This is a genomic window from Vibrio sp. LaRot3 (assembly GCF_027587025.1).
Lineage (GTDB): Bacteria > Pseudomonadota > Gammaproteobacteria > Enterobacterales > Vibrionaceae > Vibrio.
Window position 1 is genome coordinate 1,009,428 of sequence record NZ_JAPPTI010000001.1, and the last position, 21,707, is coordinate 1,031,134.

The 21,707-nt window shown below is 45.6% G+C and carries 19 protein-coding genes; 13 read left to right on the forward strand and 6 right to left on the reverse strand.

Features of this window, described 5'->3' with window-relative positions; genetic code table 11:
- The first annotated feature begins 208 nt into the window (after positions 1 to 208).
- The 5 genes from sbcB (at position 209) to cdd (ending at position 5,268) form a co-directional block, all read left to right on the forward strand.
- A complete protein-coding gene (gene sbcB / locus OH461_RS04625; protein WP_270019861.1) occupies positions 209 to 1,633 on the forward strand; it encodes an exodeoxyribonuclease I in 1,425 nt (474 codons plus the stop codon).
- A gap of 78 nt (positions 1,634 to 1,711) precedes the next feature.
- A complete protein-coding gene (locus OH461_RS04630) occupies positions 1,712 to 2,077 on the forward strand; it encodes a CidA/LrgA family protein (RefSeq protein WP_270019442.1) in 366 nt (121 codons plus the stop codon).
- Positions 2,077 to 2,751, forward strand: coding sequence for an LrgB family protein (locus OH461_RS04635; protein ID WP_270019862.1), 675 nt, complete (start codon positions 2,077 to 2,079; stop codon positions 2,749 to 2,751). The genes OH461_RS04630 and OH461_RS04635 overlap by 1 nt, the downstream gene beginning before the upstream one ends.
- A gap of 155 nt (positions 2,752 to 2,906) precedes the next feature.
- Positions 2,907 to 4,100: an acyltransferase family protein gene (locus tag OH461_RS04640; protein WP_270019443.1), complete on the forward strand. Its 1,194-nt coding sequence runs from the start codon at positions 2,907 to 2,909 to the stop codon at positions 4,098 to 4,100.
- Positions 4,101 to 4,380: 280 nt separating this feature from the next.
- Positions 4,381 to 5,268, forward strand: coding sequence for a cytidine deaminase (gene cdd, locus OH461_RS04645; protein ID WP_270019444.1), 888 nt, complete (start codon positions 4,381 to 4,383; stop codon positions 5,266 to 5,268).
- Between the two features lie 54 nt (positions 5,269 to 5,322).
- Here cdd and OH461_RS04650 read toward each other — a convergent pair whose 3' ends face one another.
- From OH461_RS04650 to OH461_RS04665, 4 genes are all read right to left on the reverse strand, one after another.
- Positions 5,323 to 6,531 carry an HD-GYP domain-containing protein gene (locus tag OH461_RS04650; protein WP_270019445.1) on the reverse strand — a complete coding sequence of 403 codons (1,209 nt, stop codon included), beginning with the start codon at positions 6,529 to 6,531 and terminating at the stop codon, positions 5,323 to 5,325.
- Between the two features lie 244 nt (positions 6,532 to 6,775).
- Entirely contained in the window at positions 6,776 to 7,249 is a 474-nt protein-coding gene (locus OH461_RS04655) for a response regulator (protein WP_270019446.1), read from the reverse strand.
- Positions 7,242 to 8,573, reverse strand: a complete 1,332-nt coding sequence (locus OH461_RS04660; protein WP_270019863.1) for an ATP-binding protein — start codon at positions 8,571 to 8,573, stop codon at positions 7,242 to 7,244. Before OH461_RS04660 ends, OH461_RS04655 begins: the two co-directional genes overlap by 8 nt.
- Positions 8,574 to 8,575: 2 nt before the next feature.
- Entirely contained in the window at positions 8,576 to 9,994 is a 1,419-nt protein-coding gene (locus OH461_RS04665) for an SLC13 family permease (RefSeq protein ID WP_270019447.1), read from the reverse strand.
- A gap of 243 nt (positions 9,995 to 10,237) precedes the next feature.
- On the opposite strand from OH461_RS04665, the gene purT reads away from it, so the two are divergent.
- On the forward strand, positions 10,238 to 11,413 hold the full coding sequence (purT, locus tag OH461_RS04670) for a formate-dependent phosphoribosylglycinamide formyltransferase (protein ID WP_270019448.1): 1,176 nt from the start codon (positions 10,238 to 10,240) through the stop codon (positions 11,411 to 11,413).
- Positions 11,414 to 11,477: 64 nt separating this feature from the next.
- On the opposite strand, the gene OH461_RS04675 is transcribed toward purT, so the two are convergent.
- Complete coding sequence (locus tag OH461_RS04675) at positions 11,478 to 12,125, reverse strand: thiopurine S-methyltransferase (RefSeq protein ID WP_270019449.1); 648 nt, start codon at positions 12,123 to 12,125, stop codon at positions 11,478 to 11,480.
- A gap of 319 nt (positions 12,126 to 12,444) precedes the next feature.
- Between OH461_RS04675 and OH461_RS04680 the strand changes: the two genes are divergently transcribed.
- Both OH461_RS04680 and OH461_RS04685 read left to right on the forward strand, forming a co-directional pair.
- Positions 12,445 to 13,221: a RelA/SpoT domain-containing protein gene (locus OH461_RS04680; RefSeq protein ID WP_270019450.1), complete on the forward strand. Its 777-nt coding sequence runs from the start codon at positions 12,445 to 12,447 to the stop codon at positions 13,219 to 13,221.
- Between the two features lie 121 nt (positions 13,222 to 13,342).
- Positions 13,343 to 14,317: a DUF3187 family protein gene (locus OH461_RS04685; RefSeq protein WP_270019451.1), complete on the forward strand. Its 975-nt coding sequence runs from the start codon at positions 13,343 to 13,345 to the stop codon at positions 14,315 to 14,317.
- Positions 14,318 to 14,369: 52 nt separating this feature from the next.
- Here OH461_RS04685 and OH461_RS04690 read toward each other — a convergent pair whose 3' ends face one another.
- Positions 14,370 to 15,113, reverse strand: a complete 744-nt coding sequence (locus OH461_RS04690) for a sporulation protein (RefSeq protein WP_270019452.1) — start codon at positions 15,111 to 15,113, stop codon at positions 14,370 to 14,372.
- A gap of 192 nt (positions 15,114 to 15,305) precedes the next feature.
- On the opposite strand from OH461_RS04690, the gene hutC reads away from it, so the two are divergent.
- From hutC to hutH, 5 genes are all read left to right on the forward strand, one after another.
- Positions 15,306 to 16,013 (forward strand): histidine utilization repressor, encoded by a 708-nt coding sequence (hutC, locus tag OH461_RS04695; RefSeq protein ID WP_270019453.1) that lies wholly within the window; start codon positions 15,306 to 15,308, stop codon positions 16,011 to 16,013.
- A gap of 170 nt (positions 16,014 to 16,183) precedes the next feature.
- Positions 16,184 to 17,353 carry an imidazolonepropionase gene (gene hutI, locus OH461_RS04700; protein WP_270019864.1) on the forward strand — a complete coding sequence of 390 codons (1,170 nt, stop codon included), beginning with the start codon at positions 16,184 to 16,186 and terminating at the stop codon, positions 17,351 to 17,353.
- A complete protein-coding gene (gene hutG / locus OH461_RS04705; RefSeq protein ID WP_270019454.1) occupies positions 17,346 to 18,341 on the forward strand; it encodes a formimidoylglutamase in 996 nt (331 codons plus the stop codon). Before hutI ends, hutG begins: the two co-directional genes overlap by 8 nt.
- A 21-nt stretch (positions 18,342 to 18,362) precedes the next feature.
- The gene (hutU, locus tag OH461_RS04710) at positions 18,363 to 20,060 is read left to right on the forward strand and encodes a urocanate hydratase (RefSeq protein WP_270019455.1); all 1,698 of its coding nucleotides are present in this window, start codon (positions 18,363 to 18,365) and stop codon (positions 20,058 to 20,060) included.
- Positions 20,061 to 20,064: 4 nt separating this feature from the next.
- The gene (hutH, locus tag OH461_RS04715; RefSeq protein ID WP_270019456.1) at positions 20,065 to 21,606 is read left to right on the forward strand and encodes a histidine ammonia-lyase; all 1,542 of its coding nucleotides are present in this window, start codon (positions 20,065 to 20,067) and stop codon (positions 21,604 to 21,606) included.
- Positions 21,607 to 21,707 lie beyond the last annotated feature (101 nt).

The window sequence follows — 21,707 nt, forward strand, 5'->3', positions numbered from 1 at the left end:
TGGTGATAACAACGCCGCTACGAATGTCGTTCCCATTTAGCGATGATTACAAACTGATAATCTCAATCGTGAACTGCCTAATGCTGCCTTAGCAAACGTCAGAGGACCAAAGGCGTACATTTTAGGCTATCAGTGTGAGTTTCATTGCCTTAGCGCGCGCTCAGTGGTCTAATACCAAATGAGTTTTCAGATACTTGGTAAACAAATAATGCAGCAAGACCACCAGCCTACGTTCTTTTTCTTTGATTACGAAACGTGGGGAACAAGCCCAGCGAAAGATCGACCAAGCCAATTTGCGGGCGTTCGCACTGATATGGATTTTAATATTATCGGTGAACCACTGGTTATCTACTGTCAACCACCCTCTGACTACTTACCTTCTCCAGAAGCGGCGCTCATTACCGGAATCACGCCGCAACTTGCAGCAAGCCAAGGTTTACCCGAGCCAGAATTTATCGCCAAAATTCATGAGCAGTTAGCCACGCCTAACACCATCAATTTAGGCTATAACAGCATTCGTTTTGATGATGAAGTGACACGTTATACGTGCTATCGCAACTTCTTTGACCCTTATGCTTGGAGCTGGCAAAACGGCAACTCTCGCTGGGATTTGCTCGATGTCATGCGCGCTTGCCATGCACTACGCCCTGAAGGTGTGGTGTGGCCAGAAAACGAAGAAGGTTACCCAAGCTTTAAGCTAGAGCACCTTTCTGTCGCAAATGGAATCGAACACGAGAATGCTCACGATGCGATGGCCGATGTTATCGCAACAATTGAAATGGCAAAGAAAGTCAAAGCTGCGCAACCAAAGCTATTCGATTACTTCTTAAATATGCGTCATAAGCGCAAGCTGAATGACTTAGTCGATATCGTTAATATGACTCCGCTAATGCATGTCTCTGGCATGTTAGGTCGTGAGTGTAATTACACCAGCTGGATTGTGCCCGTCGCTTGGCATCCAACCAATCAGAATGCCGTTATTACAGTCGATTTAGCCAAAGATCCGCAAGTACTGCTTGACCTTGATGTCGAGGCATTGCATCAACGTATGTACACCAAGCGCAGTGATCTCGCGGCGGATGAACTGCCAGTACCAGTGAAATTGGTACACTTGAATAAGTGCCCTATCTTAGCGCCAGCCAAAACACTGACCGCTGAGAATGCGGAGAAGATCGGCATCGATCGCCAGTTATGTCTTAAGAACTTAGAGATCATCAGACAAAACCCTGAGATTCGCGAAAAGTTAATCGGCTTGTACAACATTGAACGAGAGTACGAAAAGTCGAGTGATGTCGACAGCATGCTTTATGATGGCTTCTTCTCACCAGCAGACAAAGCAGCAATGGACATCGTGCGCCAAACCGATCCGAATCAGTTAGCCGCATTAGACATTAGTTTTAATGACGATCGCATTGCACCTTTACTGTTCCGCTACCGCGCCCGTCATTACCCGTGGACACTAGATGAACAAGAGCAGCAACGCTGGGCAAATCACTGCCAAGACTACTTCCAAAGTCGCATAGACGACTATATGCTAAATCTTGAAAACTTAGTTCACGAACATGAAAGTGATACAAAGAAAATCACTCTATTAAAATCCGTGTACCAATACGTTGAGAAGCTTGTTTCTTAATACCAATAACAATTGATATTAACTCTTAGCCTCAAGCGCCCTACAACTCGATAACTCATTGCTTACGGCTAAAAAAGTATGGCTAAAAATATACTCCAATACGCTGTGTCCATGGGGCTGATATTCCTCTGCCTCTTGGCCGGTATTAACATTCAACATCTGCTAGAAACTTCTATTCCTGGCAGTATCATCGGCATGCTGATTCTTTTCGGCTTGATGGCCAGTGGCCTTGTCCCATCTGATTGGGTCAAACCTAGTGCTAATCTTTTCATTCGCTATATGGTACTGCTCTTTGTTCCAATCAGTGTCGGTCTTATGGACCACTTCGACATGCTGATTGCCAATGCGCTGACGGTTCTAGCCAGTGCAGTAGGTGGCACTCTCATTGTTCTCGTGCTGCTTGGATTAATGCTTGATCGCTTACTGAAAAGAGGTAACAAATGATGTGGTTACCGATTACCGTAATTGTTTTCTTTTTTGCTCGCTGGGTGAGCCGCAAGATTGGTTCACCACTAATGAACCCGCTGCTGATTAGTGTAGGGATTCTGATTCCTTTGCTTACCTACATGAAAGTGCCTTTTGAAGCTTACTACGCAGAAAACCAGTGGCTAAGCTACCTACTTCAACCCGCGGTGGTTGCTTTGGCGTACCCGCTGTATGAGCAGTTACCTCAAATTCGTTCGAACTGGCGAATCATCATGTTGGCATGTGGCGTGGGCAGTATTATGTCGATGCTGACAGCGAGTATGATTGCAGTGGCGCTAAAAGCCGATATTGCACTCATCGCAAGTCTGTTAGGTAAATCGGTTACCACGCCAATCGCGATGGAAGTGGCCAGCAACTTAGGCGGTGAACCAGCTATTGCTGCGATTCTGGTTCTGATCGTCGGCCTGTTTGGCGCGATACTCGCCTACCCTATCTACAACTTGCTTAACATTACCCATCCAATCGCGCGCGGATTAACCATGGGCACAGTTTCCCATGCGCTGGGCACGGCGACTTGCGCCGAAAAGAACGGGGAAGATGCTGCGTTTAGCTCGCTCGCTTTAGTGGTATGTGGCGTCATCACGTCGATACTCGCCCCAAGCTTCTTTGCATTGGCAATGTACTTGATTTAACTCAATAATCGGCTGCTCATATGCAGCCGATAGTTTTATCAATTACACATATTCTCGACCGACCACAAAATTTATAAATTACAACAGTAACGGCTTAATACATCCCATCACCGTTTCGGTATTCTGCATGCAAATCCCGTATAGGACGCCTTGAATTGAATACCCAAACGCCAAGTAATTTGCCTCTCTTGACCTCATTAAGAGGTTTCGCTGCTCTGTTTGTCACTCTGTATCACGCTCGACTTATTTTATTCCCTCAGTACAAACAACCAATCGCCGATGTCACTCAGTTTCTTGAAAACGGTTATTTGTGGGTAGACTTGTTCTTTATTCTAAGTGGTTACGTGATGATTCATGTTTACCAGCAAGGATTTAAGCAAGGCGTTACATTTGAAAACTGGTGGCGCTTTATGTCACTGCGCTTTAGCCGTGTGTACCCTTTATTCTTAGTCACTTTACTCGCCCTGATCGGTTGGGAAAGTTACAAAGCCATGCACACTATTCCCTTTTACGCGGGGCCATTGTTTGAATCTTGGGGCATGATTGGGAATGCACCTTTTGAAGGACCGTTTAACCGTGGTAATGCCATCATGGCAAACTTGTTAATGATGCAAAGCATGGACGGAGGGATGCTCAGTTGGAACATCTCTTCTTGGTCATTGAGCATCGAGTGGCTCATCTATCTATTCTTCCCATTGTTTGCTGTCATGCTGTTTAAGCCAGCGGCTAAATCTTTGCTAACGCCGGCATTATGCTTGATTCTGATTTTCTCCATGGCCTCTCAAGCAGCAAGCCTCGACTACACCAAGCATGCCTATGGATTTATTCGCGGCTGTTGTGGATTTCTGCTTGGCGCATGGATGTGCTCACGCAAAGATCAGCTCCCGTTAAATAAACTGCAAGGGAGCACTTGGTTGCTTGTCATCATTGCGAGCTTATTCGCCGCGATGCATTTCAAAGCGACAACGCTTACCTTAATGATCACCTATTTTTTGCTTGTTTTACTGGTAGGAATTGGCGCGATACAAACCAACTCTCGCACATGGTTAATGAAGGTTATCGACAATCGTATAACGCAATACCTCGGAGATGTTTCATACTCTCTCTATTTGTGGCACGCGGTGATATTGTTAGCCGGTGTAGAAATCGTTCATCGCTTTTATCCCGAACCTCTGGATTGGTGGTATCAACAACAAGACTGGCAAACTGGCTTCTTAGTCATTGCGGTTTTTATCGCCCTAAGCCTTATCGTATCGAGCTTAAGTTATCACTTGATAGAACGCCCAGCCCAAAGGCTGATTCGCAAACGAATCAAGGCAAACAAAAGCCTAAACCAATCGATAGCGTAAGGTCTCTCTACGTGGGAGACGTTAACAAGCCTCTCACGCAACTTTGAAACGCGACAGCAAGAGACTTTATGCATCGTTATAGGTATAAGGCTATAGGTTCTCTGTGAGTAAAATATGTAACTACACTCTTATAAAGATGTGTGACCTCACCCTAACAATGCAACTAAAAACAACGTTACATACACAAATGTGATCAAACGCTCGGTAAATTCTCTATCCGATCATAGAATGTAATACCAATAGCGAACGGTATGACCGTATAGAGAAACAAGGATTCAATATGAGAAGCCGCCTAGAGCAAGCGTTGGCAGATACTCCAAGCCAAATTCGCGACTTTCTTTCTTCGATCGTGTTAAGCGACGATTTCGATGCAACGTTTTCAAAGCAACAATATTCACAGCTACTAGAGCTTTCTGGCTTAAGCGACGCAGATCTTCGCGTAGCTTTATTGCCGTTCGCCGCCGCTTATTCATACGCACCTATTTCTGAGTTCTATGTTGGAGCGATTGTACGTGGTCTGTCTGGCAAGCTTTATTTTGGCGCTAACGTCGAGATCTCAGGTGCGCAGCTAGGACAAACGGTTCACGCAGAGCAATCAGCGATCAGCCATGCGTGGATGAAAGGCGAGCAAGGTATCTCTGACATCACGATCAACTTCAGCCCTTGTGGTCACTGCCGCCAGTTCATGAATGAGCTGACCACAGCAAAAGAGCTTGTGGTTCAATTGCCTCAGCGTGATGAGAAATCATTACAAGAGTACTTGCCTGAGTCATTTGGCCCTGCCGATCTTGGTATTGAATCTGGTCTAATGGCGTCTACCGACCACGGTAAGCAAAGCGAAGAAAATGATCCTCTGATTCAAAAAGCACTCAGCGCGTTAAACCGCAGCCATGCTCCTTACACCCACAACCTTAGCGGTGTAGCATTAAGCCTAAGCAATGGCCGCCTATACACTGGTGCTTACGCTGAGAACGCGGCATTCAACCCAAGCTTACCTCCACTGCAAGTGGCTATCATCCAACTGCTACTTGATGGCCAATCTCTTGAAGATATTGAGTCGGCAGCTCTTGCTGAGATGGCAGACGGCAGTATCAGCCACCTAGCGGATACTCAGTCAACATTGGAAGCTATCAATCCTGATATTCCCGTTGCGTATCTCGCAATCTAAAACCAAAACAATCAAAAAAGGCGCTGAATCAGCGCCTTTTGTTTACATCTCTGGTTATAAATCGAAAAATGGCTGAGCATCCACTTCAAGGTTATGTGGTGCAATTGCTTTTTCAATCTTCACTGGATTGTGTTTCAAATCCACGTACGCCACTTCAACGTAGCGCTTATACTTGCGCGAATAGAAACATTTAACTTCTGGTTTCAGCGGGTCATCATGGTTGGCCGTCCAAACTATCCCTACTCGGCCGTCGCTTAGTTCGACAATTGAACCAACAGGGTACACACCGATACAGTTGATAAACTTGTAGACCAACTCTCTATCCAAGTGCGTTGGCGTTAAGCTTAATAGCACCTTAAATGCTTCTGCTGAACTCATGCCCTTTTTGTAGCATCGATCCGCAGTCAGTGCATCATAGATATCTACGATACTACTCATTCGGCCATGCATTGGGATTTGCTCAGCGGTTAAACCCGCAGGATAACCAGAGCCATCTAACTTTTCATGATGCATTAAGCACACATCACGAGAGATATCACTCAAGCCATTAACGTTCGTGATGATCTGGGCAGCATACACTTGGTGAAGCTTCATGTGCTCAAACTCTTCCGCGGTTAAACGCGCAGGTTTGTGCAGCACTTTATCATCCACTTTGATTTTACCGACATCATGGATAATGCCGCCAATCGCCATCTGTTTAAGCGTTTCTCGTGGCAGTTTTAAATGCTTACCAAAAGTTACCAACAAACATGCGACATTCACCGAGTGTTCTAGTAGGTATTTATCTTTATTCCGCAAAGCAGAAACACATTGCAACGCATCAGAATCAACAAGTACCGATTCAATGACATCGTCCGCCCACTCTTCAATTTCATCAACCTGAATTACCTTACCTTCAAAGGTATGGTTAATCAGCTTCTGAGCAAGACCTTTCGCCTCACGAATGATTTTTGACGCGCGTTTTTGATGAGAAAAACGACTGACTTTTTTAGGCTTTGCCGAATTTGGTGAGCTTGCTTCGTCGTTCTCTTGGATTTGCGAGGATGGCGCGGGATTAAAAACACACCCTTTGGCTGACAAACTTTGATCAACCCATGCGAATTTAATACCATTTTTTTTAAGTTGAGCTATCGCTTTTTCGTTAGAGACACGACCTGCATTCGCTAAGTTAACACGTTTGCTGTCTTCAATCGCAGTCACAAACATGCCTACACTCAGCGTGCTAATTGGAATTTTAATTGATTTATTAGGATCGTACTGCATTTATAAATATTATCTTAGCGGCTGTAAGGCTGACCATGATTATATTCATCTCTGAGACACAATTCTTCTGTTTAATCACTGATTGATGTGTTTGTAAGCAAAAATTACTACATATTCACCAATATTCTTATCGGTAATAATGCTTTTGCATGAGTTTCAGACAATTCGTCATCAAAAAGGCCTAAATATAATTAATAGATTTATTAATTATATTTAGGCCTTTAAAGGTCGAATCATCAAACGATTAATGCAATTTAGCGAGCACCACTTCTTGATCTAAGTGGGCATGATATGGCGTGTAATCTAGCCCCACATCAAAAATATACTCCGTCACTAAACGGCGAATCGCAGCAACAAGCACCTCCGCTTGCCAAGGTTTTTCAAAGTACTGATTGATGCCTGCTGCATTTATCGCATTGATGGTATCAGTATGAGTTGCTTGTCCGGTCAGCAAGATTTTTTTGGTCAATAAGAATCGACGATCGCGGCTCACTTCCGACAACAATTCAACACCGGTTTTGCCCGGCATCACATGGTCTGACACGAGCACAGCAATTCTCTCACCTTCTGCGTCCAATTCATCCATCAGCTCAAGCACTTCATCCGCTGACTCACAATCTTCAATATTTAACCAATCACTCAGTGGTTCAAGATCTTGCAATACCGCACTAAGCACTTCTCTTTGGTCATCCACACAAATTACGTTCAGCTTATCCATGGTCTTCCTCGATAGGTAATTTGATTCTAAATAGGGTTTGTTCTGGGTCACTTTTGATAGCAATCGTGCCGCCGTAACCCGCAATGATTCGGCGCACAATCGAAAGCCCCAAACCAAGTCCAAACGATAAACCGCCCTTCTTGGTGGTAAAGTTTGGATCAAAAATTTTCCGTCTTGTTACCGAATCTATCTCAGGCCCATTATTGGCAATCGTGATTAGAATTCGGTTTTTGTTCTGGCGAGTCTGAATATCAATTTCAGGCTCTTTAGTATTGGCCATGGCATCACACGCATTCTTAATGATGTTTACCCACACTTGGACCAACTCGGTTTGTGAGCCTCTAAATGATGGCAACTCCGCAGGACGTATCCTTACCGCAACTCGACGTAAATCGCTTTGTAGCAAGGCAACTGCGCGGTTAATACTGTCATTGATATCAAGTTCTTGCTCGGTATCAATTTCTGCGCGGCCGAGCTGTTTAACTGACTTAACAATACCCACCGTATGCTTAGAAGCGATGCGTAAATCGTGCAAATCTCGCCCCATCTGCCAAAAGCGAATCGCTTGTTCGGGGCTTTTAAGCCAATGTTTCGATACCTCATCACTGGGTAGCGCTCGAGCAAGCTCTTTCGCCAAGCTTTTGTCTAAGTTGTATTTTTCCTCAAACAGCTTGCCGCGTTTCCTTGCTTCACTTGAAGAGGTTTTCTGCCCTTGAATTAAGCCATAATCGAAGAACTGACTCGCCTCTGGATGAACTTCTTCTAGCAGCTCCATTATGACGCCCTCTAAGCGCTCAGACTTGCTGCTCACCACACCAATAGCATTATTCAGTTCATGAGCAATACCCGCGGCAAGCTGACCCAATGTGGTCATCTGCTCAGCGAGATTGAGTTTTTGGAGCGCTTTTTCTTTTGCGACCGCTTCTTGCGTTGCGCGCCTCTGTCTGCGTGATAGCTCATTTACAATAACCGGCATAAACTGCGCGGTTAACGGGCCATAGCTCTCCTCTTCAACGGGTTCAGTGGTTTGATCTATCCAAGCGAGTTTAACTTGGCTTTTCGCTACTACCGTTGATGACGCTTCGCCTGTGCCTGAAAAGAAGCTATGTACCCCGATAAATGCACCCTCATTGGCATAAAACACCGGAGTTCGGCTTCCTCCACGTTCAGAATAGTAGCCAACGAGCTCGCCTTCCAACACGTAATAAAGCCTTTCATTACAGCCATTTTGCTCTATCAAGGTTGCGCCTTCGTCAACCACTACTGTGCGCTCTGGCGTACTAAAGTAGCGGTCGACTAGGGTCCTTAAATCTGCTTTGTACAACACTAGCCGATGTGCCCCACTGCATGTAAAACCCATACCAATACAAAGCTAAGCAACACACCTACCACACCTAAAATGACACCAACCCGCGCCATCTGGTTACTTTGTACATGACCTGTCGCGTGTGCCAATGCGTTAGGCGGTGTACTGATCGGCAGAGACATACCAAGCGAGGCCGCAAAAGTAACGACTAAAATCAGTGTGATCTCACCGCCAAGTGGCGCAAGCGACACCATAGAAGAGCCAAGCGCTGCCATAATCGGCATCAGCAAGTTCGCTGTTGCGGTATGAGACATAAAGTTCGCCATCACTAAACATAAGAATGCTGCGCCGAATAACACGATATAAGGTGAGAATTGATCAAACGGAATGCTATGAACCACCAGCTTAGCCAAGCCAGTTTTATCCAGTGCTAAACCAAGCGCAATACCGCCCGATACTAACCAAAGCACGTCCCAAGAAATTTTCTTCAAATCTTCTTTATTAATGATGCCGGTTAAAGAGAACACGGCAACAGGAATTAACGCCACCGTGTAAGAGTTCATACCGTGGGCAGACCCCATCAACCACAGTGAAATGGTCAAACCAAACGTAATGTAAACCGCAATCGCTTTTGGCGTTTTTAAGAACTTACCTTTGATGTCCAAATTAATGGTTTTCTGCTCTGCCGAGTAAAGCTTGTCAATTAAGAACCAAGCCAGTGCCATCATCACAATCACGAATGGCACACCAAATGCCATCCATTCACCAAACGAGATGAAGTTGTCACCGACTAAGTATTTCAGAGCAATTGCATTTGGTGGCGTACCGATCGGTGTACCAATACCACCAATGTTAGCAGCGACAGGAATACACAATGCAAAAGCAATTCGCCCTGGGTCTTTAGGCCCAAAGACAGCAATAACCGGCGTCAAAATAGAGAGCATCATCGCTGTGGTTGCGGTATTTGACATAAACATAGAGAACACAGCGGTAATCAGCATCAAACCCAGCATCACATATTTCGGATTGGTACCAAATGGCTTCAGTAACACACGCGCTAAGTTGACATCTAATCGATACTTGGTTGCCGCCATCGCCAAGAAGAAACCACCCAAAAATAGCATGATGATTGGGCTGGCGAAGGTTGCCATGATTTCATTGTACTTTAGCAACTCACCGAAGTGCGCTTCACCTTGGTCTAGGCGGAAAAATATGATGCCTTTGTCAGACAGCATCAGAAGCTCTAAGACAATGATGACCACTGAGGTTGCGTAAATAGGAATGGGTTCGAATACCCAACAAAGAGCAGCGAGTAAAAAGATCGCGATAACTCGCTGCTGGAGAACGGTGATTCCTTCAAATGGAAACGCACTTAACGGCATTAAAAGAATCAGCAGTGGAATAACCACTGGTATGATGTATTTCAAATAAGAACGCATGACGCCACAACTCTTCCTGAGATTATATTAATAGCTTTTTATCATCCTCCTGTTTTGCAGCCAGAGTCTGGCGTTAGATCAATGAAAATCAATTCATAATTCAAGCTGTTAGAAAAATGTGCTTCAAGTCAGGTTTTGTCTCTCTGTAATCCGTTGTTATATCACAACGCAAACGTTTGCTTTTTGGTAAATATTCAGTAATATTCGTGGCAGTTTTTCCTATTTGCAGAAGAAAGGTTATCTATGTTTGGTACCGCAACTCGTAAAAATGCTACTCGCGTTCTTCTACTTGGTTCAGGTGAACTTGGTAAAGAAGTCGCGATCGAATGTCAGCGCCTTGGTTTAGAAGTTATCGCTTGTGATCGCTATGCCGATGCACCTGCAATGCAAGTCGCTCATCGCAGCCATATTATTGATATGCTGGACGGCGATGCGCTAGCGGCTCTGATTGAGCAAGAAAAACCGGATTATGTTGTACCTGAAATAGAAGCAATTGCGACAGACACGCTAGTCAAACTCGAAGCGCAAGGCTTGAACGTTGTCCCTACCGCTAACGCAACCAAGCTAACCATGAACCGCGAAGGCATTCGTCACCTTGCAGCAGAAGAGCTTAGCTTAACAACGTCACCTTACCGTTTCGCCGATAATTTTGAAGATTTCTCAGCCGCTGTAGAAGCGGTAGGAATTCCTTGTGTTTGTAAACCCGTAATGAGCTCATCGGGTAAGGGGCAAAGCGTAATTAAAACACCTGAGGACGTCGAAAAAGCATGGCAGTACGCTCAAGAAGGTGGTCGCACTGGCGCTGGCCGTGTGATTGTTGAAGGGTTTATTGACTTCGATTACGAGATCACCCTACTGACTGTACGCGCGGTTGATGGTGTTCACTTCTGTGCTCCGATTGGCCATAGACAAGAAGATGGCGATTACCGCGAGTCATGGCAACCACAAATCATGTCAGATACTGCTCTATCTCGTGCGCAAGATGCCGCAGGAAAAGTCGTTAACGCGCTTGGTGGTTACGGTATTTTTGGTGTCGAGCTATTCGTTAAAGGTGACACTGTCATCTTTAATGAAGTATCCCCTCGCCCACACGACACGGGTTTAGTCACTCTTATGTCGCAAGATATGTCTGAGTTCGCGTTACACGTTCGCGCCTTTACCAAACAGCCAATTGCCGCCATAACACAATATGGCCCAAGTGCATCTGCGGTTATTCTTGGTCAAGGAACCTCACAAGATATTCAGTTTGAAGGTATGGCTGATGCAGTGTCAACACCTCAAACTCAACTGCGCCTATTTGGTAAGCCAGATATTGATGGCCGTCGTCGCCTAGGTGTGGCAATCACACGTCGTGATTCAATTGAAAACGCAGTCAATGACGCGATCACGGCAGCCAACAAAGTAAAAGTCATTTATTAATACCGCCTTTACTCTCTAACACAAAAACGCTTGCCAATTGGCAAGCGTTTTTATTTACTCGGAATTAAGCTTGAATCAAATACACTTCTTCAGCAAAACGAGATAAGCCTTTTTTCGCAATCTTAGGATGATGTTCATCCGCATCATCGCGATATAACTTGGTGATCTGATACTCACCGAAGTGTTGATACACCTCATGCTCTGTCACAGAGAAAGGGGGCCCAGCCATTTCCTGTTGTGGGTAATCAAGTGTCACTAAAAGGATGCGCGCGCCCGGTTTAAGCACACTTTTGATTTTTTCAACGTAAGCGACTCGCATCTCTTCCGGCAAAGCGATCAAAGATGCGCGATCATAGACTATATCAACTGGCCTGATCGGCGCAGTAAAATAGTCACCGACATAAATCGATAACTCATCAAACTGAAATAGCTCGTGTTGGCCATTAATTGGCGTCACCATTGGCGTGTAAAAATGTTCAGAAAAAAATGCACGCACAGCAATGTTACTTAACTCCACCCCTTGCACATCTTCATGCTTCATCGCTAACCACACCAAATCTTCCGATTTACCACACAGTGGTACAAAAACTTGGTCATCACGTTGAGGTTGAGTCTCAGGCCAGTATTTAATGAGCAGAGGATTGACATCTTCTAGATGGAATCCGATTTGGTTCGCTGCCCATTTGTTGTGCCAAAATTCTGGATCTTTCATTGTTATTCTCGGCTGACTTTTTGAAACGTAAGCCTATCGAAAAGCGAATCAGAGATAAACAGCTTATTCAGATTAGGTTCAGAATCAGCGCTTATAATTGGAATCACTGTTTAGGGAACCAAGCATGAAATCTGGTTTCTAAACAGACAGCAATGAGATGAAGCTCAAAATTTTAAACGGTTATTTTACATAGCCTTGATATTAAAAGTTTCACCCCCATTGATAATGTAGGACGACATCAAATTGTCCAACCGCCGCGCTTAGGCAGATTCTTTTTTAATGCCCTTTTTACTAAGCAACGCAAATCCGAGGAGAGTGAATGAGCTTATTCCTACGTACAACGGCACTGATGCTTTTAATGCTCAGCCGTACTCCAGCCTTTGCCGCTGTACCTGTCGCTGCACCAAACAATGATGGCAGCCGTTCAGCTAACCAAAATCAAGTCTGTTCAAAAGCTTTCAAACATAATTTGAGCGGCCTCTATGGCATTCAATCTACTGCCGCAACACCTACTCAACCGTATTCCGATTTCGATATTCTCTACAGCAAATCGCACCAAGCTCAGTTTGAGCTAGAGACTATCTGTAAAAGCACCGCTCTACTCACTGGCACTAATGCTTACTTTGCTGGCATTAAGTCTTCTGACCGCGCACAGCAAAAAATCGCATTGGAGCTTGATGGTCAAGTAGATCGCATTACTGACTTAGCCCGCGCTACCATCGTTGCTGATGATGTCGCTAGCTTAATGGAAGTTTATGAAGTGCTAGAACGAGAGACCACGGTAGTAAAAGTAAAAAACCGCTTTAAAAAGCCCGCTCCATCAGGCTATCGCGATTTGAACCTACTGGTTCAGTTGCCAAAAACAAACCTTGTGGCGGAAGTACAACTGCATTTAAAAGCCATCGCTGATGTTAAATCTGGCCCAGAACATGATTTGTATGAGCAGATTCAACAGATAGAACGCCGCGCTGATGTTGAAAAACGCGAAATCAATGAGTTCGAAGTCGCACAAATCAATAATATGCGCCGACAATCACGCCAGCTTTATCAAGATGCGTGGCAACCCTACATCACTACTCACCTATCAGCAGCATAATAAGATGGAAAAATGGGGGCGGCTTCGCCCCCTTTTTTGTACCCGAAAACTCCAATTAATAATTTTATCAATCCAACTTTTTGCAATCAGCTATAGTTAAATTAAACAACTATAAAATTTGATGAATATGAAGATTTTGCGATTCGCACTTTGCCTTTCGCTGCTGCTTTCATCTGAAGTATATGCTGATAGCATCAACGACTACGGGCCATTAAAAACCTACGCTCAAGCCCCTTTGTTGACCAATGGGCTTGCTCCTCAAATACGTTCTGGATTTGCCATGCCACTCGATACGGTCGAACTGTATGGCACAGCAACCGCCGCCAGCATTTGGGCAAGAACCGAATACTACACCCTAGATTATTACCAAACCCAAATTGCCATTGGTGGTAAATGGCAGCTCACCGACACATGGCAGTTAGAGATGGGTTATCGTTGGAATTTTGCCGCGAATAACTACCTCGACGGGCTTACCATCTCATTTCACGACTGGTTTAACATCGATCAAAATGGCCGTACTGAAGTGCACAAAGATAGATTTGTGATTGATATGCCGATTTATGGCATTGAAGAAACCAACTTTAAAGGTTCAACCCTCAGCCAAGGTATCTACAGCTACTTACAGTATCAAATGTACCAGACAGAACATCACGCTATTTCTGTCGGGGTAACCATTCACTATAGCGGGTTTGGTAGCGGGCTGTTTTATGGCAGTGATTGGGAACAAGCTCTCCAAGTAAACTATGGATTTCACAACGGTAATCACGCCATTGATGCGATGGCGAGTATCACTTTTAGAGACTCAGACACCAATTTTGAATCTCTCCCCTACACAGACCAAAACTGGTCATTTGGCGCAAGTTATCGTTATCAGTGGTTTGAGAACCACTATTTGATTGCAGAAGCGATGTTTTTCCAACGGGTATCCGAAGGCGAAGATCAATTTGGTGAAATGGCCTCAGAAGTGACCTTGGGTTATCGCTATCAACTCGAAAACTCTGCCATTGAGTTTTCTGCTAACGAAAACATCATTAATTATGATAACAGCACCGATATTGCTTTCACGCTATCATGGCGATACCGATTTAGTGGCTAACCGATATAAAAAAGCCTCGCTTATGCGAGGCTCAACAATAAATTTCAACTTATTAAATCGATAATACGCGTGACACAGCGGCACTAACTTCAGCATCTGAGGCAATTTTGCGTAAAGTGAACGAAACGTATTGATCACCACGTAAACCCAATGAGCGTTCGACTTCGGCCAAACAATGAACTTGCTCTCCCGCTAATACAAACGAAAGCTCTATCTCTTTCTTGTTCAAGAAACCACCACCGCGAAACTCTATTTCTTGGTAGCAGCCTGATTGAGACTTGAAGTGACCACCATTTAAATATCCTTTCTCAACGTCAGCTTTAACCATATTAAAACCGGCACTTTGTACTGCATTGATTACCTTAGCAACAGCCGGAAGCGGAAGAATTTCAAGGTAATCTCTATCTTTAGGGTCAATGGCGAAATCAATGTCTAGCGTCGTTTCTACCCATACATGGCACTGGTTTTTACTTGCGTTTAAAGCCGTGACTGGCGTTTCATCGTGCAGTCGAAGCTCAAATGGGATCTGTTTGGTTTCATTCGCTTGAATGACAAATGGGGTCACAACTTGCAGTGCGCCCAGCGAAAAATCTTGATAGCTAACCCCGTTCTCACCTTCCACTTTCACTTCAGTACATAATTTCAATTGAATCGCGTCAATGGTCTGCTCGACGTCACCGCCTTTGATGTGAACGGTACCTTTTAGTAAGTCCCCCTGTGTGACAGACAGACTTTCCAGTACCGTATCTACTTTAGCTGCACCAATACCTAAAGAGGCCTTTAGTTTCCCAAGCATGAGCTCTTCCTTTATCTGTTTTGTTTATAATTCATCTTTGCCGATAGTTGCCCACCGAAGGGGTGAGTTCAAGTCATTACCGCCAATAGTGTGCTATACCACATTCAACTGCTCAGCTCTTACCCAATTCTTGCTTTTTCTCTTCATTTAAGTAACCATTTGTGTATTCAATTAAGTCTTTTTGTATAACTCATGGCAACTCCGATATATCAACAAATCAAAAGCTACATTCTCAATAATATTGAATCGGGTACATGGCCAATTGGACATAGAATACCGACCGAACTCGATCTGACGGAGCAATTCTCAGTCAGTCGTATGACAGTAAACAAAGCCATTCGTGATCTGGTAAGTGAACAGCGATTACAACGAAAACCAAGGCTTGGCACTTTCGTATGCGCGCCCACTCATAAAGCAGAATCTCCATTGGTTGATATTCGAAACATCGCTGAAGAGGTAAAGGCTCGAGGTCATCGTTACCACAACACCATACAAGCGCAGCATCAAATAATCGCTGATGAAAACGTCGCCACTCGCCTTGGTGTTATGTTAGGCAGCCCTGTTTTTTACTCTGAAATCATCCACTTTGAAAACGATCATGCCATTCAGCTTGAATGCCGTTGGGTCAATATTGAGTTTGCTCCTGAATATCTAAAACAAGATTTCAGTCAAATTACGCCTACGCAGTATCTATTCGAGCATTGCCCCCTAAGTGCGATAGAACACAGTGTCGAAGCCATCATTCCATCAGCGTCTGTTCAGAAATCCCTACAAATGACATCTAATGACGCTTGTTTACAACTTAAACGTAGAACGTGGAGCGATCGTAATTTAGTCAGCTTTGCACTGCTTTACCACCCGGGATCTCGCTATAAATTAAGTTCTAAAGTTACCTTTTGATATAGCATTTCATCCTATTTATTGATCACAATTTAGACACATCTAACTTGATCAAACCAGTTATCTGATTCAATAATTTGTATATACATTTAATTGTTTGGATTGATACTGTGCAGGATGCTCTACTCACCACTCACGAATACTGGCTTTCGAACGCTCGCTTAGTCACGATGGAGCATGGCGCTCTTGGCTATACCATCTCAGCGCCAACGACATTGCAAATCAAAGATGGCTATATTGAGTCTATTGGCCAATCTCTTCCAAGTACCCCATCTACGCAAATCATTGATTGTGCTCAGCGTCTAGTCGCTCCCGGCTTTATCGACTGCCATACACACCTCGTTTACGCTGGGAATCGCTCTAACGAGTTTGAAATGCGCCTTAACGGAATGAGCTATCAAGACATTGCTGCCAATGGGGGCGGAATCCTCTCTACCGTTAACGCGACCCGAGCTGCCAGTGAAGAACAATTGATTGAATCGGCGCTACCACGTTTAGATGGTCTACTTCGCTGCGGCGTGACCACAGTAGAAATCAAATCCGGCTACGGCTTAACGTTACAAGACGAGCTCAAAATGCTCCGTGCCGCCAAAGCGTTGCAAGACCACCGTTTAGTCAATGTGTCCACGACATTGTTAGCAGCTCATGCTACGCCGCCCGAATACACAAATAATCCAAACGCCTATATCGACTATGTATGTAACGAAATCATCCCTGCGGTTAGCGAACAAAACCTCGCAACGAGCGTCGACGTGTTTTGTGAATCTATTGGTTTCAATCTCGCTCAAACCGAGCAGGTGTTTATTGCTGCCAAGCAACATGGCTTAGCGATTAAAGGGCACACCGAGCAGCTATCTAACCTCGGTGGTTCTGCTTTAACAGCGAGATACCAAGGACTGTCGGTCGACCATGTAGAGTATCTGGATGAGCAAGGCGTCAAAGCCTTAGCCCAAAGCCCAACGGTTGCGACGCTGCTTCCTGGTGCGTTCTACTTCTTAAAAGAGACCCAGCAGCCGCCTATTGAACTGCTTCGTCAGCATAAAGTTCCTATGGCAGTCGCCACCGATATCAACCCTGGTACGTCACCTTTCGCAGATTTAACTATGATGATGAATATGAGCTGCACTTTGTTTGGTTTAACACCAGAAGAAGCGTTACGCGGCGTAACATCCAATGCCGCGCAAGCTCTAGGATTAGCCAACCAAACCGGGCAGTTACGAGTTGGCTATCAGGCAGACATCGCTATCTGGGATATCGACCATCCTGCCGACTTTAGTTATCTGCAAGGCGTGTCGCGACTACATGCGCGCATCGTCGGGGGAAAAATGGATTATGTCTAACCTGACCACCCAACAAGAGTTTCATTGGCAAGGGCGTGTTGACGAAGAAGACGGCGCGCTTGGCAAACGAATCCATAGCGTGATTAAAACCATGCAAGTTGACCAGCTCCAACCTTACCACAATGCAGTCAGCATTTTAGGCTTCGCATGTGACGCCGGCGTGGCACGCAATAAAGGACGAATTGGCGCGCGTAAATCGCCAGATCTTATTCGTCGTGCGCTAGCAAACATGGCATGGCATAAAGAAAGTGCGATTATCGATCTTGGTAACATCGTGTGCGAAGATGATCTACTTGAACAAGCCCAATTGCAATGCGCTGACGTTATCGCAACCGCACTTCGCTCTACTCCTGTCATCACTCTTGGTGGTGGTCATGAAGTCGCGTGGGCGTCTTTTTTAGGTTTAGCCCGTTACTTCGATTTTTTAAACCCAAACAAAGCCCCGCGCATCGGCATCATCAACTTCGATGCCCATTTTGACTTACGCGCCTTTGAACATCCGCAAGTTGAAGTAAAGCCAAGCTCTGGCACTCCATTTAATCAAATTCATCACTATTGCGATCAAAAACAATGGCCATTTCACTACGCCTGTTTAGGAGTCAGCCGAGCCAGCAATACCAAAGCGTTGTTTGATAAAGCGGATGAACTTGGCGTGTGGTACGTAGAGGACAAAGATCTGTCTCATCTCAACCACGTTTATCACCTTACCCAACTGCAACACTTTATCGATAACTGCGATTACATCTATCTAACCATCGACTTAGATGTATTCCCGGCGGCCATTGCTCCAGGAGTGAGCGCACCGGCAGCCAGAGGCATTAGCCTCGACACTATCAATCTATTTCTAGAACGTATCCTACATTACAAGAAAAAGTTGGTGATTGCCGATATCGCCGAATACAACCCCACCTATGACGTGGATAGTCAAACCGCGCGTTTGGCGGCAAGGTTGTGTTGGGATATCGCCAATGCCTTCTCAGAAAAATAGAGAATAACAAGGAGTCTTCTCATGACGGAACGCCAAGTTGATTTAAAGCGTCTCGATACCTCGCGTACTATACGCGCACCCCGTGGCACAAAACTCAATGCTAAATCATGGCTCACCGAAGCGCCGCTACGTATGCTAATGAACAATTTAGACCCAGATGTGGCAGAACACCCCCACGCATTAGTAGTCTATGGTGGTATTGGACGAGCAGCGCGAAACTGGGCGTGTTTCGATAAGATTGTGGAAGTACTCGAACGTCTTGAAGAAGACCAAACCCTGCTCGTACAGTCAGGCAAACCAGTGGGTGTTTATCCTACCCATAAGAACGCTCCGCGCGTACTAATTGCTAACTCGAATCTTGTTCCTCACTGGGCAAACTGGGAACACTTTAATGAGCTCGATAAACAGGGCTTAATGATGTACGGCCAAATGACCGCTGGGAGTTGGATCTACATAGGTTCACAAGGAATTGTACAAGGCACCTATGAAACGTTTGTCGCGGTAGCCAAGCAGCACTTTAATGGTGATGCTCGTGGTCGCTGGATATTAACCGGTGGTCTTGGTGGCATGGGCGGTGCACAGCCTTTAGCGGCAACCATGGCTGGCTTTTCGATGTTAGCTGTCGAGTGCGACGAATCCCGTATAGACTATCGTCTTCGCACTGGCTATGTAGATAAAAAAGCCACCAGCTTAGATGAAGCCCTTGAGCTGATTAATAACGCTAAAGAACCTATCTCAGTTGGTCTACTCGGTAATGCCGCAGAAATCTTCCCTAAACTTGTCGAGTTGGGGGTTACGCCCGATGTAGTAACAGACCAAACCTCTGCCCACGATCCGCTCAATGGATATCTGCCGTTAGGTTGGAGCATGGATGATGCAGAGGCAATGCGTGCCACCAACGAAGCCAAAGTAGTCAAAGCAGCCAAGCAATCAATGGCAATACAAGTGAAAGCGATGCTGGATCTACAACAACGTGGGGCCGCTACCCTTGATTATGGCAACAACATCCGTCAAATGGCGTTGGAAGAAGGCGTTGAGAATGCCTTTGATTTTCCGGGCTTTGTACCGCAATACATTCGACCTCTTTTCTGCGAAGGTATCGGGCCATTTCGTTGGGCTGCTCTTTCTGGCGATCCCGAGGATATTTACAAGACTGACCAAAAAGTCAAAGAACTTATCCCAGATAACCCTCATCTCCACAATTGGCTTGATATGGCGCGAGAGCGCATTCAATTCCAAGGTTTACCATCACGAATCTGTTGGGTTGGCTTAAAAGACCGCGAACGTTTAGGTCAAGCGTTTAACGAAATGGTACGTAGCGGCGAGCTCAAAGCACCGATAGTCATTGGGCGAGACCACCTCGATTCGGGATCTGTTGCCAGCCCTAACCGTGAAACAGAAGGCATGATGGATGGTTCTGACGCGGTATCCGATTGGCCGTTGCTTAATGCCATGTTAAACACAGCAAGTGGCGCAACTTGGGTCTCGTTGCATCATGGCGGTGGCGTGGGTATGGGTTTCTCACAACACTCCGGCATGGTCATCTGTTGTGATGGCAGCGACGATGCATCAGAGCGTATCGCACGAGTCCTTCATAATGATCCGGCAACAGGCGTTATGCGCCACGCTGATGCAGGCTATAACATTGCTAAACAGTGCGCCGCCGATCAGCAGCTCGATCTGCCGATGCTGAATCAAGAACTGGCTAAACTGCGATAAGGGGATGGATATGTTGAATTTAATACTGCACCCAGGGCAATTGACACTCAAACAGTTACGTCAAATCAGCCGCTCCCCTATCAATTTAACGCTTGACTCAAGTGCGCACGAAGCGATTGAAAAGAGTGCCCAAGTTGTCGAGCAAGTCATCGCTGAAGACCGCACCGTTTATGGCATCAATACAGGCTTTGGCTTGCTAGCCAACACACGCATCGCACCACAAGATTTAGAAGTGCTGCAAAAGAGTATTGTTTTATCTCATGCTGCAGGTATTGGCGAGTTCATGTCCGATGAAACCGTCCGCTTAATGATGGTACTGAAGATCAACAGCCTAGCAAAAGGCTACTCAGGGATCCGTTTGTCGGTTATTGAAGCGCTCATTGAGTTGGTTAATGCTCAAGTTTACCCTTGCGTGCCGCAAAAAGGCTCGGTTGGTGCATCGGGTGACTTAGCCCCCCTTGCCCACATGAGCACCGTACTATTAGGTGAAGGCCAAGCACGCCATAACGGCAAGGTAATCTCAGGTATTGAAGCCCTCACCATCGCGGGTATTCAACCAATTACCCTAGCGCCCAAAGAGGGCTTAGCTCTACTGAACGGCACACAAGCTTCAACAGCGTTTGCGCTAGAAGGACTGTTCGCGGCAGAAGATCTCTACGCCTCTGCGACCGTATGCGGTGCAATGTCTGTGGAAGCTGCTCTAGGTAGTCGTCGCCCGTTTGACCCACGAATTCATCGCGTACGTGGACACCGAGCGCAGATGGATGCAGCCAATGCTTATCGACATTTGCTCGAAAATAGCAGTGAAATTGGCGAGTCACACACCTGCTGCGAAAAAGTACAAGATCCATATTCATTACGTTGCCAGCCTCAGGTCATGGGGGCATGTTTACAACAAATTCGCAATGCTGCGGACATCTTACAAATAGAAGCGAACTCCGTATCGGATAATCCATTAGTCTTCTTTGAAGATGGAGACATCATCTCCGGTGGTAATTTTCATGCCGAGCCAGTCGCGATGGCAGCAGACAACCTTGCTTTAGCCATTGCGGAAATTGGCAGTTTATCGGAACGCCGAATGGCACTGCTGATTGATAGTGCGTTAAGTAAACTACCGCCGTTCCTCGTCGATAATGGCGGTGTAAACAGTGGTTTTATGATTGCACAGGTAACGTCAGCCGCATTGGCAAGCGAAAACAAAACGCTCGCCCATCCTGCCTCAGTTGATAGCTTACCGACATCAGCCAACCAAGAGGACCACGTTTCGATGGCGACATTTGCTGGCCGTCGACTCCGTGATATGGCCGAGAACACTCGCGGCATCTTGGCCGTTGAGTACCTTTCAGCCGCACAAGGGTTAGATTTTAGAGCCCCGCTCATGTCTTCTTCGCGTATTGAGCAAGCCAAACAAATACTGAGGGAGCAGGTTTCCTTTTACGATAAAGACCGCTACTTTGCGCCAGACATAGAAAAGGCCAATGCATTACTAAAACTAGCCGTGCACAATGGCCTTATGCCTAGTCAGCTACTGCCAAGTGATAGCTAAGCGATAACGCGTCCCCTAGCAATACAAAGGCCAAGTGACATTGGCCTTTGTATTTTTCATATCCAAAACCTTAGTTCTCCTACTGGATTGACCAGTGAAAT

Excerpts from the sequence above, each read along its gene's own strand:
- OH461_RS04675 (WP_270019449.1), bottom strand. The coding sequence starts at position 12,125 with ATGAAAGATCCAGAATTTTGGCACAACAAATGGGCAGCGAACCAAATC.
- hutH (WP_270019456.1), top strand. The coding sequence starts at position 20,065 with ATGGATATGTTGAATTTAATACTGCACCCAGGGCAATTGACACTCAAA.
- hutC (WP_270019453.1), top strand. The coding sequence starts at position 15,306 with ATGGCAACTCCGATATATCAACAAATCAAAAGCTACATTCTCAATAAT.
- OH461_RS04655 (WP_270019446.1), bottom strand. The coding sequence starts at position 7,249 with ATGGATAAGCTGAACGTAATTTGTGTGGATGACCAAAGAGAAGTGCTT.
- purT (WP_270019448.1), top strand. The coding sequence starts at position 10,238 with ATGTTTGGTACCGCAACTCGTAAAAATGCTACTCGCGTTCTTCTACTT.
- sbcB (WP_270019861.1), top strand. The coding sequence starts at position 209 with ATGCAGCAAGACCACCAGCCTACGTTCTTTTTCTTTGATTACGAAACG.
- OH461_RS04690 (WP_270019452.1), bottom strand. The coding sequence starts at position 15,113 with ATGCTTGGGAAACTAAAGGCCTCTTTAGGTATTGGTGCAGCTAAAGTA.
- OH461_RS04650 (WP_270019445.1), bottom strand. The coding sequence starts at position 6,531 with ATGCAGTACGATCCTAATAAATCAATTAAAATTCCAATTAGCACGCTG.
- hutG (WP_270019454.1), top strand. The coding sequence starts at position 17,346 with ATGTCTAACCTGACCACCCAACAAGAGTTTCATTGGCAAGGGCGTGTT.
- OH461_RS04680 (WP_270019450.1), top strand. The coding sequence starts at position 12,445 with ATGAGCTTATTCCTACGTACAACGGCACTGATGCTTTTAATGCTCAGC.
- OH461_RS04630 (WP_270019442.1), top strand. The coding sequence starts at position 1,712 with ATGGCTAAAAATATACTCCAATACGCTGTGTCCATGGGGCTGATATTC.
- hutI (WP_270019864.1), top strand. The coding sequence starts at position 16,184 with ATGGAGCATGGCGCTCTTGGCTATACCATCTCAGCGCCAACGACATTG.
- OH461_RS04635 (WP_270019862.1), top strand. The coding sequence starts at position 2,077 with ATGTGGTTACCGATTACCGTAATTGTTTTCTTTTTTGCTCGCTGGGTG.
- cdd (WP_270019444.1), top strand. The coding sequence starts at position 4,381 with ATGAGAAGCCGCCTAGAGCAAGCGTTGGCAGATACTCCAAGCCAAATT.
- hutU (WP_270019455.1), top strand. The coding sequence starts at position 18,363 with ATGACGGAACGCCAAGTTGATTTAAAGCGTCTCGATACCTCGCGTACT.
- OH461_RS04685 (WP_270019451.1), top strand. The coding sequence starts at position 13,343 with ATGAATATGAAGATTTTGCGATTCGCACTTTGCCTTTCGCTGCTGCTT.
- OH461_RS04665 (WP_270019447.1), bottom strand. The coding sequence starts at position 9,994 with ATGCGTTCTTATTTGAAATACATCATACCAGTGGTTATTCCACTGCTG.